Source organism: Pseudomonas sp. B21-023 (assembly GCF_024749165.1).
Classification (GTDB): domain Bacteria; phylum Pseudomonadota; class Gammaproteobacteria; order Pseudomonadales; family Pseudomonadaceae; genus Aquipseudomonas.
In genome coordinates this window covers 1,824,511-1,840,296 of record NZ_CP087190.1, presented here as the reverse complement: position 1 = coordinate 1,840,296, position 15,786 = coordinate 1,824,511, and the positions used below count along the sequence as shown (strand labels likewise).

The 15,786-nt window shown below is 64.9% G+C and carries 13 protein-coding genes; 5 read left to right on the top strand and 8 right to left on the bottom strand.

Annotated features, from left to right (window positions below; all coding sequences use genetic code 11):
* Nucleotides 1-25 precede the first annotated feature (25 nt).
* The 7 genes from LOY42_RS08360 to rlmKL all read right to left on the bottom strand — a co-directional run bounded on the left by LOY42_RS08360 (nt 26) and on the right by rlmKL (nt 8,788).
* The gene (locus tag LOY42_RS08360) at nt 26-631 is read right to left on the bottom strand and encodes an START domain-containing protein (RefSeq protein ID WP_110704459.1); all 606 of its coding nucleotides are present in this window, start codon (nt 629-631) and stop codon (nt 26-28) included.
* Between the two features lie 33 nt (nt 632-664).
* Entirely contained in the window at nt 665-919 is a 255-nt protein-coding gene (locus LOY42_RS08355) for a YkgJ family cysteine cluster protein (protein WP_023628900.1), read from the bottom strand.
* A gap of 107 nt (nt 920-1,026) precedes the next feature.
* A complete protein-coding gene (locus LOY42_RS08350; RefSeq protein WP_139669719.1) occupies nt 1,027-1,497 on the bottom strand; it encodes a hypothetical protein in 471 nt (156 codons plus the stop codon).
* Nucleotides 1,498-1,559: 62 nt separating this feature from the next.
* A complete protein-coding gene (locus LOY42_RS08345) occupies nt 1,560-3,002 on the bottom strand; it encodes a PLP-dependent aminotransferase family protein (RefSeq protein WP_038706507.1) in 1,443 nt (480 codons plus the stop codon).
* A 116-nt stretch (nt 3,003-3,118) separates the two neighbouring features.
* Nucleotides 3,119-3,349, bottom strand: a complete 231-nt coding sequence (locus LOY42_RS08340) for a hypothetical protein (RefSeq protein ID WP_258600256.1) — start codon at nt 3,347-3,349, stop codon at nt 3,119-3,121.
* 745 nt (nt 3,350-4,094) lie between these two features.
* Nucleotides 4,095-6,494, bottom strand: coding sequence for a diguanylate cyclase (locus LOY42_RS08335; protein ID WP_258600252.1), 2,400 nt, complete (start codon nt 6,492-6,494; stop codon nt 4,095-4,097).
* 95 nt (nt 6,495-6,589) lie between these two features.
* A complete protein-coding gene (gene rlmKL / locus LOY42_RS08330) occupies nt 6,590-8,788 on the bottom strand; it encodes a bifunctional 23S rRNA (guanine(2069)-N(7))-methyltransferase RlmK/23S rRNA (guanine(2445)-N(2))-methyltransferase RlmL (RefSeq protein WP_139669714.1) in 2,199 nt (732 codons plus the stop codon).
* 550 nt (nt 8,789-9,338) lie between these two features.
* On the opposite strand from rlmKL, the gene rmf reads away from it, so the two are divergent.
* Nucleotides 9,339-9,554, top strand: a complete 216-nt coding sequence (rmf, locus tag LOY42_RS08325; RefSeq protein ID WP_003248687.1) for a ribosome modulation factor — start codon at nt 9,339-9,341, stop codon at nt 9,552-9,554.
* 139 nt (nt 9,555-9,693) lie between these two features.
* Here rmf and LOY42_RS08320 read toward each other — a convergent pair whose 3' ends face one another.
* Complete coding sequence (locus LOY42_RS08320) at nt 9,694-10,719, bottom strand: quinone-dependent dihydroorotate dehydrogenase (protein WP_102682737.1); 1,026 nt, start codon at nt 10,717-10,719, stop codon at nt 9,694-9,696.
* 94 nt (nt 10,720-10,813) lie between these two features.
* On the opposite strand from LOY42_RS08320, the gene LOY42_RS08315 reads away from it, so the two are divergent.
* The 4 genes from LOY42_RS08315 (at nt 10,814) to LOY42_RS08300 (ending at nt 15,709) form a co-directional block, all read left to right on the top strand.
* Nucleotides 10,814-12,058, top strand: a complete 1,245-nt coding sequence (locus tag LOY42_RS08315) for a CmpA/NrtA family ABC transporter substrate-binding protein (protein WP_139669713.1) — start codon at nt 10,814-10,816, stop codon at nt 12,056-12,058.
* A gap of 10 nt (nt 12,059-12,068) precedes the next feature.
* The gene (locus LOY42_RS08310; RefSeq protein ID WP_139669711.1) at nt 12,069-12,644 is read left to right on the top strand and encodes an ANTAR domain-containing response regulator; all 576 of its coding nucleotides are present in this window, start codon (nt 12,069-12,071) and stop codon (nt 12,642-12,644) included.
* 173 nt (nt 12,645-12,817) lie between these two features.
* Nucleotides 12,818-14,029 (top strand): NarK/NasA family nitrate transporter, encoded by a 1,212-nt coding sequence (locus LOY42_RS08305; protein WP_139669709.1) that lies wholly within the window; start codon nt 12,818-12,820, stop codon nt 14,027-14,029.
* A gap of 9 nt (nt 14,030-14,038) precedes the next feature.
* Nucleotides 14,039-15,709 (top strand): bifunctional protein-serine/threonine kinase/phosphatase, encoded by a 1,671-nt coding sequence (locus LOY42_RS08300; protein ID WP_258600249.1) that lies wholly within the window; start codon nt 14,039-14,041, stop codon nt 15,707-15,709.
* The last annotated feature ends 77 nt before the right edge of the window (nt 15,710-15,786 follow it).

Here is a 15,786-nt window from a genome sequence, read left to right as displayed (position 1 = left end):
CTTGTTTCTGCGTTACCGGCGCCGATCACTGCTTCTCGGCACGCTCCTTCAACCCCTTCAGGGTATTGAACGGCGCATCCACCACGAACTTGTTGGCCAACCAGGACGGCACACTGCCACCTGGCTCGGTGTGCACCTGGTAGGTCACCTCGGTGCTGTCACCCTTGGGCACCAGCTTCCAGTAGCCCTCCACCTGGGCGACACGCACGAAGCCCTTTTCCTCCGGCAGATACTTCGGCTGCTCCTCAAGCTTGCGGGTCAGGCTGCCATCAGCCTCCTGGACAGTGGTCACATGCAGGACAGAATCGCGCGGCGTCACAGGCCATGGTGTATTGAACTGGGTGTAGGTCCAGCTCTGGTCGCCCTCGCTCTTGAGCAGTTTCTGCGACTTGCACTCGTGGATCCAGGCGCAGGCCCCCGCCACGTCCTCCTGCAGCGCCTTGACCTTGGCCAGCGGCGCTTTGATCACGGTCACGCCACGGTAGGCCTTGTACTTGGAACCGGCCACCTCGCTGAGGGACACCTTGATCCCCTCCTCGTCCTTGGCCACCTGCCAGTTCTCGGCCCAAGCCGTCGGTGCCAGCACGACACCCATGCCACACAGCAGTGCAATACGCTTGATCGATCTCATCATCTTGTTCCTTGTTGTCGAGGATCCAACCTGTCACGCCGCCGTCATCTGCTCCAGCCACCCGATGATGCGGATGGCCTCGTCACGATCGTTGCCACAGATGTCCGCTTCCGCCTTGAAGCCGCCACACACCTGCGGTCGCTCGGGCTTGCCGAACAGCGCACAAAGGTTTTCGACATTCAGGTGCAGACAGCGTTCGCCGGCCGGCTTGCCCTGCGGCATGCCGGGGATAGGCGAACTGATGGACGGGGCGATGCAGCAGGCACCGCAGCCCTCGCGGCATTTCATGACAACAGGACTCCCAGGAGCAAAACGGGACGAACGTCCCTGGATACTAACCGCTCAAACATATGTTTGAAATTGCCGAGCGAATGAAAAAGACGGTGACCCGGCAGTCAGTTGCGGAATTCGAAATCGATCGCCGCGCCGTCGACGTCGCGCCGGCTGTCGTTGCGCAACTGCAGCTGCATTTCGTTGCTGATCAGCCGGCCGTTGAGCTGGAACGGGCTGCTGTCGGATTCCGGCTTGGTGGGGAACATCGACGGCAGCAGAGGTTTGCGCACCACCGGCCCGTCACCCAGGTCCGGCTCGAGGTGCCTGACCATTTCACTCGGCAGGCTCAGGTCGATCTTCGACTTGGGTAGCGATTTGGCGACAGCCTTGCTGACAGGTTTGGCCTTCACCTTGGGCTTGGCCTTTGGTTTGGCCTTGGGCTTGGGCTTGGCTGTCGGCTTGGCTGCAGCCTTGGCCGGCGACTTGTGCACCCCCTGCGCCTTGGTTGCAGGCTCGGCAGCCTGCACGGCTCCGGCCGGCAGCCAGGGCAACGCGCAACACAGGGCAATGACAAGAGGACGAAACAGGTTCATGGGTACCGGGAGCGTAAGCTGCAAAACGCGTATGCTCCCTGTTCCCCGCTCATCTGACAAGCCTACAAAAGTGAACCTGTCGGCTCGCGGCACAATTGTTGGGCCAGCAGCCCCAGGGTCATCACTGCGCGCTCCGCCTCGCGGTTCCAGGGAATACCGCAATTGAGCCGGATACAGTGGTTGAACTGCTCCGTATTACTGAAGATCAGCCCCGGCGCGATGCTGATCCCCTGTTCCAGCGCCCGCACATGCAGCTCCTGGGTATTGACTCGCCCTGGCAGGCTGACCCAAAGAATGAAGCCGCCGGTGGGCCGGGTCATCTGCGTGCCTTCGGGGAAGTGCTGCTGCACCGCCAGCTGGTAGGCACTGAGGTTCTTGCGATACTCCTGGCGAATGTAGCGCAGGTGGCGATCGTAGCCGCCGTTCTCCAGGTAGGCAGCCACCGCCATCTGCGTGACACTGCAGGCCGAGTGGGTGGTGAAGGTCTGCAGGCGCTGGATCTCGTCCTGGTAGCGCCCGGCGATCATCCAGCCGACCCGCACCCCTGGCGACAGGGTCTTGGAGAAGCTCGAGCAGTAGATCACCCGGTCGAGGCGATCGAACGCCTTGAGCGCCTTGGTGCGCCCCTGCTCGAACATCAGCTCACCGTAGATATCATCCTCGACGATCTGTATGTCGAAGTCCGAGGCCAGGCGCAGCAACTGCTTCTGCCGCTCCTCGGGGATGGTGCCGCCCAGGGGATTGCTCAAGCGCGCCGTCAGTACCAGCGCCTTGATCGACCACTGGTTGGCTGCCAGTTGCAGGGCTTCCAGGCTGATACCGGTAGACGGGTCGCTGGGAATCTCGATGACCTTGAGCCCCAGCAGGTCGGCCAGCTGCAGCAGGCCATAGTAGGTGGGCGACTCGGCCGCGATCAGGTCGCCCGGTCGGGTCAGCACCCGCAGCGCCATCTGCAGGGCATCGACGCAGCCGTGGGTCACCACCACCTCACGCGGATCGACCAGCACGCCGGCATCACGCATGCGAATGGCGATCTGCCGGCGCAGCGGTTCGAAACCCGGGCTGAACATGTAGCTGAAGGCACGCGGGCTGTGGAAGCGCGTCACCTTGGCCAATTGCTGGTGCAGGGCACGCACGGGCAGGTAGTCCACATGCGGCACCGCGGCGCCGAATGGGAAAACCCCATCGCGCCGCGCCTCGACCAGCACTTGCTGGATGATGCTTGCCCGGGTGACCAGGCCCGGGCGCTCGACCCGCGCGATATCCGGGGTCTGCGCCGTCAACGCCGGGGTCTGGTGGACGTAGTAGCCGGACTGCGGCCGGGCACGGATCAGGCCCTGGTCCTCGAGATTGGCGTACGCCTGCAGCACGGTGGCATGGCTGACATTGAGCTGCGCGCTCATCTTGCGCACCGACGGCACCCGCTCCCCCGGCTGGTAGACACCCCGGCGGATGTCATCGGCCAGTTGCTGGGCAATGCGCTGGTACAGCAGCAGGTTGGTCATGGCGTGTTCTCGAAGCGCTGACGGGTCATTGTTCTTGTGTGGCTCACTGCGGGGCCAGAATACCGTAACAGTTACGAAGTGTACTGGGACAGATCGGAGAATAGCCAACAATACAGTTACGTGACAGAGAAGTGATAGCCGACCACGTCGGCGCGCCGACGAACGCTCAAATCACCTTTGATTCTGCCGTTGCCGTTGCCGTTGCCGTTGCCGTTGCCGTTGCCGTTGCCGATCAGGAGTCTAGCGCCATACCGAGCTAGCGACAGCTGCGTCAGACCAGGCGCCGCCCGTAACTTCGCGACTTCAGGAGGCCGAACGGAGGTCTTGCGGAGGGAGGTGACGGGCATGGATGCCCGTCAAGCGCTGCGCCCCAGGATGGGGCGTTCAGCGCGGTCCTCCCGGGAGCAAGGCCGGAGTGAGGGGACCCGGAGCGAAGCGTAGGGCCGGATGAATGGAGCGCAGCGTTTTTTGGTTACTTTTTGTCGCGTTTGACAAAAAGTGACTCGCCGGGTGGCGAAAGGGTGAATATGCGTCATTATAGCAAATGAATGCGCTTACAACTGTAAAAACCCACGCCAATCGCATTTGACTTTGACTTTGACTTTGACTTTGACTTTGACTTACACAGCGTATGTTTTAAAAGCTATATACGCATTCATTTACGATGGTGACGCTTAATCACCTTTCCGCCCTTACGGCGGGTCCCTTTTTGAAGCATCAAAAAGGAACCAAAAAATGCTCGCTCCATTCATCCGGCCCCTACGCTTCGCTCCGGGGTCCCCTCACTCCGGCCTTGCTCCCGGGAGGACCGCGCTGAACGCCCCATCCTGGGGCGCAGCGCTTGACGGGCATCCATGCCCGTCACCTCCCTCCGCAAGTCCTACGTTCGGCCTCCTGAAGTCGCAATTTGTGTCGCCTGAACTATCGCGCACTTAGAAGCAAAAGCAGAGCAAGAGCAAGAGCAAAACCTGGAAATTTATCGATTGAAAATAACACAATACACCGACGCACCGAAATACAACCTGAATTCGCATACAACTTCAAACCAACACCAAATACTATTCACCAACCAACAAGAACATCAAACCCAAGTCAAGACAACAACTCCCCCTCAACCCGATCCCTCCCCCCCTGCTTGGCCACATATACCCCAGCATCCGCCCGCAACAACAACGCATCCGCCCCCTCCCCCGCCCGCCACCCCGCCACCCCGAAACTCGCCGTGACCCGCCCAACGCCCTCCACCGGCACACTGCGCACCCCCTGCCACAACTCCTGCGCCAGCATCCGCGCCTGCTCGGCATTGCTCCCGGGGCACAGCACCATGAACTCCTCCCCTCCCAAGCGGCAGAACACATCGGTGCGCCGCAGCCGATGCGCGATCCGCTGGCACAGATTGCGCAGCACATGATCCCCGACCGCATGCCCGAACTGATCGTTGATACGCTTGAAATGGTCGATATCCAGCATGATTACCGCCAGGTCCAAACCCTCGCGCTGGGCCCGATCCAGTTCGTTGCGCAGCCGCTCCTGGAAATAGCGCCGGTTGTAGATACCGGTCAGGGCGTCGGTCACCGACAATGCCCGCAACTCTTCCTCGACCCGCTTGAGATCCGAGATATCGGTCAGGTAGCCATGCCACAACGTGCTGCCATGCTCGCCAATTTCCGGCGTAGCCTCCCCACGCACCCAGCGCAGCCCCGCTTGCGGCAGGCACACCCGGTACTCCTCACGCCACGGCGCAAGGTGCTCGGCGGAATACCGCACCGAGCGTCGCACCCGCTCCAGGTCGTCAGGGTGAATACGCTCGAACACCGCCGTGGCATCCTCGCGCAGCACCGCCAGGTCAACCTCGTAGATGTCGTGCAGACCTTGGCTGGCATAGGGAAAACAGGAGTGGCCATCGGCATCCAGGCGGTACTGGTAGATCCCGCCCGGCACCTCGGCGCTGAGTTTCTCCAGCAACCGATCGCGGGCCGCCAGGGCTTCGTGCACCCGGCGCCTCTCGGTGACATCGATGCAGATCGCCAGGTAACCCACCCACAAGCCCTGCTCGTCCAGCACCGCCGTCACCAGCATGTTGGCCAGCAGATGGCTGCCGTCCTTGCGTACCAGCGTCCAGTCCGCCGGCTGCGCGCCACCCTCCTGCACCGTTTCGGCGAACATCGCCTGGCCGGCGCCGACCTCGCGGCCAAAGCGCACGCTCAAGGCATGGGCACGCTGGTGCAGCTCTTCGGGCAACACCAGGTCCTCCAACCGCAGCTGGCCCAGCGCTTCGCCGGCCGAGTAGCCCAGCATGCGTTCGGCGCCGGCATTGAACGTGCCGATCACTCCGCGCAGGCTGGTGGCGATGATCGCGACCTGGGTCGCGGCATCGAGCACGCTGCGCAACTGGTTGTGAGTCTCGCGCAACGACTGCTCGCTGACACGTAACTCGGCGGTGCGCCGGGCCACCAGACCCAGGGCACGCTGGCGCTGGCTGAACAGGCTGTAAAGCAGCAGCGCCAGCAGTACGCTCAGCAGGCCACCCAGCAATGCCACGACTGGCACCGCAGACGACCGGTTAGCCAACAGAAAGCCCTGGCTGGGTCGAATATCGAGCTGGTAGTGATGGTCGGCCAGGTGCAGCAGGTGACTGCTGGCAAGGCCCATGCGCGCCGGCGGCATGCCCGAGTCGAACAGCACCTCGTGACCACCCTCGGTGGACAGATCGAGGATGCGCACCACCAGGTTGTCATCGGCCACGGTCGGCAGGCTCTCGGCTATCAACTGGTGCAGGCTGAGCAACGCCATCACATAACCTCGGGGCAACTCGCTCGCCGGCGCATCATCGGCGAACACCGGAGCGACCATCAGCAGGCCGCGGGTGTAGGCCGGCTCGACATTGATCATGTCCAGCGGCGCGGACACCGCCATGCTGCCAGGGCCCGAGGCCCGGGCCAGGGTCGCGGCGCGCAGCGCCTGCCCGCCCAGGTCGAAGCCATAGGGCTGGGCCTGCCGGCTCGCCGCCTGGGTGTACAGGACCGGGTAGTAGTGATCGCGCATCGCTGCCGCCTGCCAACGCCCCTGGGCGTCCAGGTCGCGGATCTGGTAAGGCTGCCCCAGCAAGGCGCTGGCCTGCTGTTCGAACGCCGCGCGCTGCCCGGACGCTACCCGCGGCGCCCAGGAGTAGGCCTGGGTGCGATGCAGCAACGGGCGGGCATAGCCATCGAACTCGTAGGGCGTGATTTCACTGGAGTAGGCGAAAAAGCGGCGCAGGCCGTCCAGGCGCTGCTCCTGCTCCTCGAAACGTTCGGCGATGCGGCTGTAGCGTTCACTGGCCAGCAGTTCGAAACGCTGGCGCAGTTGCTGCTTGAAGAAGGTCTGCGTGGCAATGGCCAGCGCGGCCGTGAGCAGCGCCCCGGCGACCAGCGCCGCCAGGGCCACGCCCCAGGCCGACAGCTCGTCACCGAACAGGCCAAGCGGCTTCGCAGGTACGCCTGGGTTCGACATAGAGGACTCTCAGCAACGTCAGCGTCCTGCGTATTGTCCCGCCCTGTCCTGCTTTATAGCCGCTGGCCAGTGGCCACGCCATGTACCTCGTCGGCTCAGCGCAAACGCAGCTGCCAGGCGCGATGGATGCGGTTGTTGCGAGCGAAGTCAGGGTCCAGGGTCTGGGCGCTGATTTCCTCCACCGCATACCGCGTCGCCAGGTGCTCGTCGAGCTGGAACTTGCGGAAGTTGTTGGAGAAGTACAGCACACCACCCGGCGCCAGGCGCGCCATGGCCAGGTCGAGCAGTTGCACATGGTCGCGCTGCACGTCGAACACCCCTTCCATGCGCTTGGAGTTGGAGAAGGTCGGCGGGTCGATGAAGATCAGGTCGTAGCTGTCCTGGGCGTTCTCCAGCCAGGCCATGACGTCGCCCTGCTCCAGGCGGTTGCGCTCGGAGAAACCGTTGAGCGACAGGTTGCGTCGTGCCCAGTCCAGGTAGGTCTTCGACAGGTCGACGCTGGTGGTGCTGCGCGCGCCGCCCTTGGCTGCGTGCACGCTGGCCGTGGCGGTGTAGCAGAACAGGTTGAGGAAGCGCTTGCCCGCCGCCTCGCGCTGGATACGCAGGCGCATCGGGCGGTGGTCGAGGAACAGGCCGGTGTCGAGGTAGTCGGTGAGGTTGACCAGCAGCTTGACGCCGCCCTCGCTGACTTCCTGGAAGCGTCCTTCGGTGGCCTGGCGTTCGTACTGGCGGGTGCCGGTCTGACGCTCCCGGCGCTTGAGCACCACGCGCTGCGGATCGACGCCAAGGGCCTGCGGAATCGCGGTCAACGCGTCGAGCAGGCGTGCCTGGGCCTTGTCCGGGTCGATCGAGCGCGGCGCGGCATACTCCTGCACGTGCACCCAGTCGTGGTACAGGTCGACAGCCAAGGCGTACTCGGGCATGTCGGCATCGTACACGCGGTAGCAATCGACCTGCTCGCGGCGGGCCCACTTGCCCAGCTGCTTGAAGTTCTTCTGCAGGCGGTTGGCGAACATCTGCGCGCCTTCCGACAGGCGCGCCGGCTCGCTGGCCACCGGCGCCTGGCGGCGCGGCTCGCCCTCACCCGCGTCGGCCTGGGCCTGACGACGATCGCCAGTGACGAACTGGTCGGGCTGGACCTTGAACAGCAACAGCTTGCACGGCAATGCGCCGTTCCAGAAAGCGTATTGCTTGTGGCTGCGGATACCCATGCGCTTGCCCAGCTCCGGCGCGCCGGTGAACACCGCCGCGTCCCAGCCCATGCATGCCTGGCGCAGGCGCTCGCCGAGGTTCTGGTAGAGGTACAGCAGGCTGGCCTCATCGCCCAGGCGCTCGCCATAGGGTGGGTTGCTGATCACCAGGCCCTTCTGGTTCTGGTCTGGGCGCGGCTCGAAGCTGGCCACCTCTCCCTGATAGATCTTCACCCAGTCGCCCAGGCCTGCGCGCTCGACGTTGTTGCGCCCCGGCTGGATCAGCCGCGGGTCGGCCTCGTAGCCACGAATCCACAACGGTGGCTTGGCCAGGCCCACTTGGGCACGGGCCTGGGCCTCGTCGTGCAGCTTGCGCCACAGCGCCGGTACGTGCCCGAGCCAGGCCGTGAAGCCCCAGCGCTCGCGCTTGAGGTTGGGGGCGATGTCGGCGGCGATCATCGCCGCCTCGACCAGGAAGGTGCCCACACCGCACATCGGGTCAGCCAGGGCGCCGCCCTCGGCCGCAATGCGTGGCCAGCCCGAGCGGATCAGCACCGCCGCTGCCAGGTTTTCCTTCAATGGCGCCGCGCCCTGCTGCAGGCGATAGCCGCGCTGGTGCAGGCTGTGGCCGGACAGGTCGAGGGACAGAATCGCCTCGCCACGGTCCAGGCGCAGGTGCACCCGCAGGTCCGGGTCGAGCTTGTCCACCGACGGGCGCAGGCCTTCGCGGTTGCGCAGTTTGTCGACAATGGCGTCCTTCACTTTCAGGGCGCCGAAGTGAGTGTTGTCGATACCCGAGCCATGGCCGCTGAACTCCACTGCCAGCGTGCCGTCGGCCGCCAGGTGGTCAGCCCAGTCGAGCGCATGCACGCCGTCATAGAGGTCGTCGGCGTTCTTCATCGAGAAACGCTTGAGCACCAGTAGCACCCGGTTGGCCAGGCGCGACCACAGGCACAGGCGGTAGGCGGTTTCCATGTCGGCCGAGCCGCGAATGGCCGAGGTGTGTTCACGCACCTCGGTCAGGCCCAATTGGCTGGCCTCTTCGGCGAGCAGGCCTTCGAGGCCCTTGGGGCAGGTGAGATAAAGTTCGAAACGGTCCGACATGTGTAATCCAGAGCCTTTGGCTAGGTAAATGGCAAGCCGACGCATCGGCTGCCGCTGTTTGCCCGCGCACCTTTCCAGCAGGCGCCCGGGTGGCCTTGCGAAGCGATCGCAAGACCTGGCCGCTCGGCAGACCAATGCCTCACGCAGAAGCGAAAGAGGCTTTGATCGTCGGGCAGTGTGAAAATTTCGTGGACCCAGGGTTCAGATGTGACCCTTCGTCGCATTACCAATTATTACTGTCATCATCGAGCAACGCTGGCCAATTGACGTCAACGTTGACTAAACCCTGATCATAGCGGGCCCAACGGCAAACAAGGTTGAGTCGCATTTATTTACTTATCCCCTCACCCTCGGAAAGGTTACGTCCTTATGACAAATCGATCATTCACACTGTGACTCGCATTCGTTAGAACTGATCTCAGGCCGCACCGCAACGGGGCGGCACTTTCAGCCCGCGACGCCGGCAGCGGGCGCAAACCGGCAGAACGATTCTGCCCGGCCTCGGAGAGGCCGACGGGACATTACAGTCAACAAGTGAGGGCAACACCCTATGAGAAGACTTAAGCGTGATCCGTTGGAAAGAGCATATTCACGTGGCTACCAGTATGGAGTCACCGGCAAATCCCGCGAACTTTGCCCCTTCAATCTACCCTCTGTACGCCAAGCCTGGATCAACGGCTGGCGCGAAGGTCGCGGCGATAACTGGGATGGCATGACCGGCACCGCTGGCATTCATAGACTCAACGAAAATCACGCCGTTGGCTGAACGAGGACACTGAATTCGAGTCACCATGCGCGCCCTATCCGGGCGGCGGGCTGCGGCCCAGGGGCCCCTTTGAAGGGGCCCTTTTTTATGCACCTTATTTTTTCGCCACATCTTCTATACAGCGTGGGAGCGGCTCATTTCATGGTTTCGGCATCGCCGCAATCGCATCCACCGCTTCACGAATCAACGCCGGGCCTTTGTAGATGAAGCCCGAATAGATCTGCACCAGGCTAGCCCCAGCGGCGATCTTCTCAGCCGCGTGGCGCCCCTCGGTAATGCCGCCAGCGGCGATGATCGGCAGCTTGCCGCCCAGCTCGCCCGCCAGCACCTTCACCGTGTGCGTGCTCTTTTGCAGTACCGGCGCACCCGACAGGCCGCCCGCCTCGCCACCGAACGGCAGGCCTTCGACACCTTCGCGGCCCAGGGTGGTATTGGTGGCGATCACCGCGTCCATGCCCGACTCGCGCAGCGCCGCGGCCACCAGCGCGGTCTCTTCGTCGCTCATGTCCGGTGCAATCTTGATCGCCAATGGCACGCGCTTGCCGTTGGCCGTGGCCAGCTGTTCACGGCGCTCGGCCAGGGCATCGAGCAGTTGCTTGAGCGAGTCGCCGAACTGCAGCGAACGCAGGCCCGGGGTATTCGGCGAGCTGACGTTGACGGTGATGTAGCTGGCGTCGTTGTAGACCTTTTCCAGACAGATCAGGTAGTCGTCCTGGGCCCGCTCGACCGGGGTGTCGAAGTTCTTGCCGATGTTGATGCCCAGTACCCCGGTGTACTTCGAGGCGCGCACACGTGCCAGCAGGTGGTCGACACCGAGGTTGTTGAAGCCCATGCGGTTGATGATGGCCGTGGCTTCAGGCAGGCGGAACAGCCGCGGCTTGGGGTTGCCCGGCTGCGGGCGCGGCGTCACGGTGCCGATCTCGACGAAGCCGAAACCCAGCTGGGCGAAACCGTCGATGGCCGCGCCGTTCTTGTCCAGGCCTGCGGCCAGGCCGACCGGGTTGGCGAAGTTCAAGCCCATCACCGTCACCGGCAACGCCGCTGGCTGCTTGCACAGCAGACCATTGAGCCCCAGGCGGCCACCGGCGCCGATCAGGTCCAGCGAGAGGTCGTGGGAGGTTTCCGGGGAGAGCTTGAACAGCAGCTGGCGGGCCAGGGTATACATGGGCGGGCGGACTCGCGGTGTGTGAGGGGGCGATTATAGCCAGCGCGCCGCCGGGGCGACAGGGCCATGGCACATGGGTTGCTATGTCTGTTGCATGCCGCTCTATTGCGAACGCTCGAGGAACTCCGTGAACACACCCCTCCCGACAACGCCCCTGGCCTGGGTCAACGGCAGCGACGCGCCGGAAAAACCCAGCCTGGACATCGGCTTCATGGCCTTGACCGACTGCGCCTCGGTGGTGGTCGCCGCCACCCAGGGCTTCGCCCAGCCATTCGGCCTGACCTTAAACCTGCGCCGCCAGGCCTCCTGGGCCGGGCTGCGCGACAAGCTGGTCAGCGGCGAGCTCGACGCCGCCCACTGCCTGTATGGGCTGGTATACGCCGTGCACCTCGGTATCGGCGGCGTGCCCGCCAGCCCCCTGGCCGTGCTTATGGGCCTGAACCAGAACGCCCAGGCCATCAACCTCTCCCCCGCACTGCAGCGCAAGGGCGTGACCAACCCCGAGGCACTGGCGCGGCTGGTGCACCAGCAAGGCGCACTCACCTTCGCCCAGACCTTTCCCACCGGCACCCATGCCCTGTGGCTGTACTACTGGCTGGCCAGCCAGGGGATTCACCCATTACGTGACGTCAGCAGCGTGGTGGTGCCCCCGGCGCAGATGACCGCCCACCTGCAGGCCGGGCGTATCGACGGCTTCTGCGTCGGCGAACCCTGGTCGGCGGACGCGCTTGCCAAGGGCCAGGGCTTCACCCTGGCCACTAGCCAGTCGATCTGGCCCGATCACCCGGAAAAGGTCCTGGCCTGCGCCCGGGGTTTCGTCGAACAGTACCCCAACAGCGCCCGGGCACTGATCCAGTCGGTACTCGCCGCCGCGCGCTTCATCGAGCAGAGCCAGGAGAACCGCCGCAGCACCGCGCAACTGCTCAGCGGCAGCGCCTACCTTGACACCCCCGTCGACAGCATCGAGCCGCGCCTGCTCGGCGACTATCAGGATGGCCTCGGTCATCGCTGGCACGACCCCCATGCCCTGCGCCTGTTCGACCAGGGCCGGGCCAACCTGCCCTACCTGTCCGACGGCATGTGGTTCATGACCCAGTTCCGCCGCTGGGGCCTGCTGCGTGACGACCCGGACTACCTCGGGGTCGCCCGCCAGGTGCAACAGCTGGCCCTTTACCGCGAGGCTGCCTCGGCACTGGGCGTGCCCTGCGCCGACCTACCCATGCGCAGCAGCCTGCTGCTCGACGGCCGCCGCTGGGACGGCAGCGACCCCCATGGCTATGCGCGCAGCTTCCCCCTGCACGCCCTGGACGCGGCGCCTGATGCCCGCGCCAGTCACTGAGGGGGCGAACATGCTGCGTATCCTGCTGATCGACGACACCGAAAAGAAAGTCGGTCGTCTCAAGACCGCCCTGATCGAGGCCGGCTTCGAAGTGATCGAGGCCGTCAACCTGAGCATCGATCTGCCCGCCTGTGTCGAAACGGTGCACCCGGACGTGGTGCTGATCGATACCGAGTCACCTGGCCGGGATGTGATGGAACAGGTGGTGCTGGTCAGCCGCGATCGCCCCCGCCCGATCGTGCTGTTCACCGACGAGCATGACCCCGACGTGATGCGCCAGGCGATCCAGGCTGGAGTCAGCGCCTATATCGTCGAGGGTATCCAGGCCACGCGCCTGCAGCCGATCCTCGACGTGGCCATGGCCCGTTTCGAAAGCGACCAGGCATTGAAGGCGCAATTGCTGGCCCGCGACCAGCAACTGGCCGAGCGCAAGCGCATCGAACAAGCCAAGGGCCTGCTGATGAAAATGAAGGACTGCAACGAGGAGGCGGCCTACACCCTGATGCGCCGCCAGGCCATGAGCCGCCAGCAGAAGCTGATCCAGGTGGCGGAGCAGATTATCGCCATGTCGGAGATGCTGGGCTAGTTGCAATGACCCGCAGACCTTGGCCCGTCTCTTGCTCATGGAACACCAGGTAGCCAACGGCGGCTGCCCCCCAGACCCCGACAAAGACGTCGCTTCCCCGCCACTTATCCGTGGACCGGGCAGCGGCGTCTTTTCGTTTCCGCCCCTGTGTTGCGCGCCCCACGAGGTGTCCGATGAATACGAGCTTCTGGAAATCCGGGCATGTGCCCACCCTGTTCGCCGCCTTCCTGTATTTCGACTTGAGCTTCATGGTCTGGTACCTGCTCGGCCCGATGGCGGTGCAGATTGCCGCCGACCTGCAACTGACCGCACAGCAACGGGGCCTGATGGTGGCCACGCCGATCCTGGCCGGCGCGCTGCTGCGCTTTGCCATGGGTCTGCTGGTCGATCGCCTGTCGCCCAAGACCGCCGGGCTGATCGGCCAGGCGGTGGTGATCGTCGCCCTGGCCTGCGCCTGGCAGTTGGGCGTGCGCAGCTACGAACAAGCCTTGCTGCTGGGTGTGTTCCTTGGCTTTGCCGGGGCCTCGTTCGCCGTGTCCCTGCCGCTGGCTTCGCAGTGGTACCCGCCGCAGCATCAGGGCAAGGCCATGGGCATCGCCGGTGCCGGCAACTCCGGCACGGTGTTCGCCGCCCTGCTGGCGCCGGCGTTGGCCGCCGCCTTCGGCTGGAACAATGTGTTCGGCTTTGCCCTGCTGCCGCTGCTGCTGACCCTGGTGCTATTCGCCTGGCTGGCCCGCAATGCCCCGCAACGGCCCAAGCCCAAGGCCATGGCCGACTACCTCAAGGCCCTCGGCGACCGCGACAGCTGGTGGTTCATGTTCTTCTACAGTGTCACCTTCGGCGGCTTCATCGGCCTGGCCAGCGCCCTGCCTGGCTATTTCAGCGATCAGTACGGCCTGAGCCCGGTGACCGCCGGCTACTACACCGCCGCCTGTGTGTTCTCCGGCAGCCTCATGCGTCCGCTCGGCGGCGCCCTGGCCGATCGCTTCGGTGGTATCCGCACCCTGCTGGCGATGTACGGCGTGGCCGCCGTGTGCATCGCGGCGGTGGGCTTCAACCTGCCCAACGCGGCGGCAGCCCTGGCGCTGTTCGTCAGCGCCATGCTCGGGCTGGGGGCCGGAAATGGCGCGGTGTTCCAGCTGGTGCCGCAGCGCTTCCGCCAGGAGATCGGCGTGATGACCGGGCTGATCGGCATGGCCGGCGGCATCGGTGGCTTCCTGCTCGCCGCGGGCCTTGGCACCATCAAGCAGCACACCGGCGACTACCAGCTCGGCCTGTGGCTGTTCGCCAGCCTGGGCCTGCTCGCCTGGTTTGGCCTGCATGGCGTCAAGCAGCGCTGGCGCACCACCTGGGGCTCGGCGGCGATCACCGCGGCGCGGGTCTGAGGCGCCCCCATGAGCCTGCTACTGAGCTTCGCCCAGGCCAGCGCCACAGGCCCGCGCACGGAAAACCAGGATGCCATGCGCCTGATCACCCCGGCAGCCGAACTGGCAGCCAGCAAAGGCTACTTGTGCGCGCTGGCCGACGGCGTCAGCCAGTGCGCCGACGGCGGCCTGGCAGCACGCGCCAGCTTGCAGGCCCTGGCCCTCGACTACTACGCCACGCCCGCCACCTGGAGCGTGGCCCAGGCCCTGGACCGTCTGCTGGTGGCGCAGAACCGCTGGCTGCGCGCCCAAGGCAATGGCCAGCCGCTGCTCACCACCCTCAGCGCCCTGGTGCTGCGCGGGCGACGCTTCACCCTCGCCCACGTCGGCGACTGCCGGGTGTACCGCTGGCAGGACGACCAGCTGCAATGCCTGAGTGAAGACCATGTGTGGGACCAGCCCGGCATGCAGCACGTGCTCAAGCGCGCGCTGGGGCTGGACCAGCAGTTGCTGGTGGACTATCTGGAAGGCGATCTGCACGAAGGCGAGTGCTTCGTGCTGCTCAGCGACGGCGTGTGGGCCAGCCTGGGCGATGTGCATATCCAGTCGATCCTGCGCGAACACCCCGACCTGCAGGAAGCCGCCGATACCCTCGTGGCCAGCGCCCATCACTGCGGCAGCCAGGACAATGCCAGCGCCTTGCTGGTACGAGTCGACCAGCTGGGCGCGAGCAACCTGGGCGACACCCTGGCGCAGCTCAAGCAGTGGCCGCTGCCAGCCGCTTTGCGTGAAGGCCAGATGATCGATGGCTGGCAGGTCGACGGTTTGCTGGCCCAGAGCAGGCAAGCGCTGCTCTACCGCACCCGTGACCCGCAAGGTCGGCCCTGGTTGCTCAAGACCCTGCCCCCGGCCCGCGACAACGAGCCCGGGGCCGCCCAGACCTTGCTCATGGAAGAGTGGTTCCTGCGCCGGGTCGCCGGCCGCCACTTCCCCGAAGTGCACCCGGCCAGCCAGCGCCAGCACCTGTACTACCTGATGCGCGAATACCCGGGCACGACCCTCGCCAGCCTGCTCGTGGCGAGCGGCCCGCTGCCCCTGGCGCAATGGCTGGAAATGGCGCGCCAGCTGCTGCAGGCTGTCGGCGCACTGCACCGGCGCAACCTGCTGCACCGTGACATCAAGCCGGAAAACCTTCACTTGGGCGAAGATGGCCAGTTGCGCCTGCTCGACTTCGGGCTGGCGTACTGCCCGGGGCTTTCCGAAGACCCGCCCCACGCCTTGCCAGGCACGCCTTCGTTCCTTGCCCCGGAAGCCTACGACGGCCTGCCCCCTGCGCCGCGTCAGGACCTCTATGCCGCGGGCGTGACGCTTTACCAGCTGCTTACCGGCCACTACCCCTACGGCGAAGTCGAGGCGTTCCAACGGCCACGCTTCGGTACGCCAGTAAACCCGGCGCGCTACCGGCCGGATGTGCCGGAGTGGTTGCAGCACAACCTGTTGCAGGCGGTGGCGGCAGATCCAGCGCAGCGCTTCGAGACCGCCGAACAGTGGTTGCTGTTGCTGGAGCGGGGGGATCGCCAGGAACTGGACGAGCGACCACGGCCGCTGCTTGAGCGTGAGCCACTGAAGGTATGGCGCACGATTGGGTTGCTGTCGCTGCTGTTGAACATGGTGCTGTTGCTGGTTCTGCTCAAGCACTGAGCACGCGACCATCCACGCCCCATCGCCCCTAAAAAATCGCGGACAAAGAAAAACCCGGCCGAGGCCGGGTTTTTCGT

Excerpts from the sequence above, each read along its gene's own strand:
- LOY42_RS08360 (WP_110704459.1), bottom strand. The coding sequence starts at position 631 with ATGAGATCGATCAAGCGTATTGCACTGCTGTGTGGCATGGGTGTCGTG.
- LOY42_RS08355 (WP_023628900.1), bottom strand. The coding sequence starts at position 919 with ATGAAATGCCGCGAGGGCTGCGGTGCCTGCTGCATCGCCCCGTCCATC.
- LOY42_RS08350 (WP_139669719.1), bottom strand. The coding sequence starts at position 1,497 with ATGAACCTGTTTCGTCCTCTTGTCATTGCCCTGTGTTGCGCGTTGCCC.
- LOY42_RS08345 (WP_038706507.1), bottom strand. The coding sequence starts at position 3,002 with ATGACCAACCTGCTGCTGTACCAGCGCATTGCCCAGCAACTGGCCGAT.
- LOY42_RS08340 (WP_258600256.1), bottom strand. The coding sequence starts at position 3,349 with ATGCCCGTCACCTCCCTCCGCAAGACCTCCGTTCGGCCTCCTGAAGTC.
- LOY42_RS08335 (WP_258600252.1), bottom strand. The coding sequence starts at position 6,494 with ATGTCGAACCCAGGCGTACCTGCGAAGCCGCTTGGCCTGTTCGGTGAC.
- rlmKL (WP_139669714.1), bottom strand. The coding sequence starts at position 8,788 with ATGTCGGACCGTTTCGAACTTTATCTCACCTGCCCCAAGGGCCTCGAA.
- rmf (WP_003248687.1), top strand. The coding sequence starts at position 9,339 with ATGAGAAGACTTAAGCGTGATCCGTTGGAAAGAGCATATTCACGTGGC.
- LOY42_RS08320 (WP_102682737.1), bottom strand. The coding sequence starts at position 10,719 with ATGTATACCCTGGCCCGCCAGCTGCTGTTCAAGCTCTCCCCGGAAACC.
- LOY42_RS08315 (WP_139669713.1), top strand. The coding sequence starts at position 10,814 with ATGCCGCTCTATTGCGAACGCTCGAGGAACTCCGTGAACACACCCCTC.
- LOY42_RS08310 (WP_139669711.1), top strand. The coding sequence starts at position 12,069 with ATGCTGCGTATCCTGCTGATCGACGACACCGAAAAGAAAGTCGGTCGT.
- LOY42_RS08305 (WP_139669709.1), top strand. The coding sequence starts at position 12,818 with ATGAATACGAGCTTCTGGAAATCCGGGCATGTGCCCACCCTGTTCGCC.
- LOY42_RS08300 (WP_258600249.1), top strand. The coding sequence starts at position 14,039 with ATGAGCCTGCTACTGAGCTTCGCCCAGGCCAGCGCCACAGGCCCGCGC.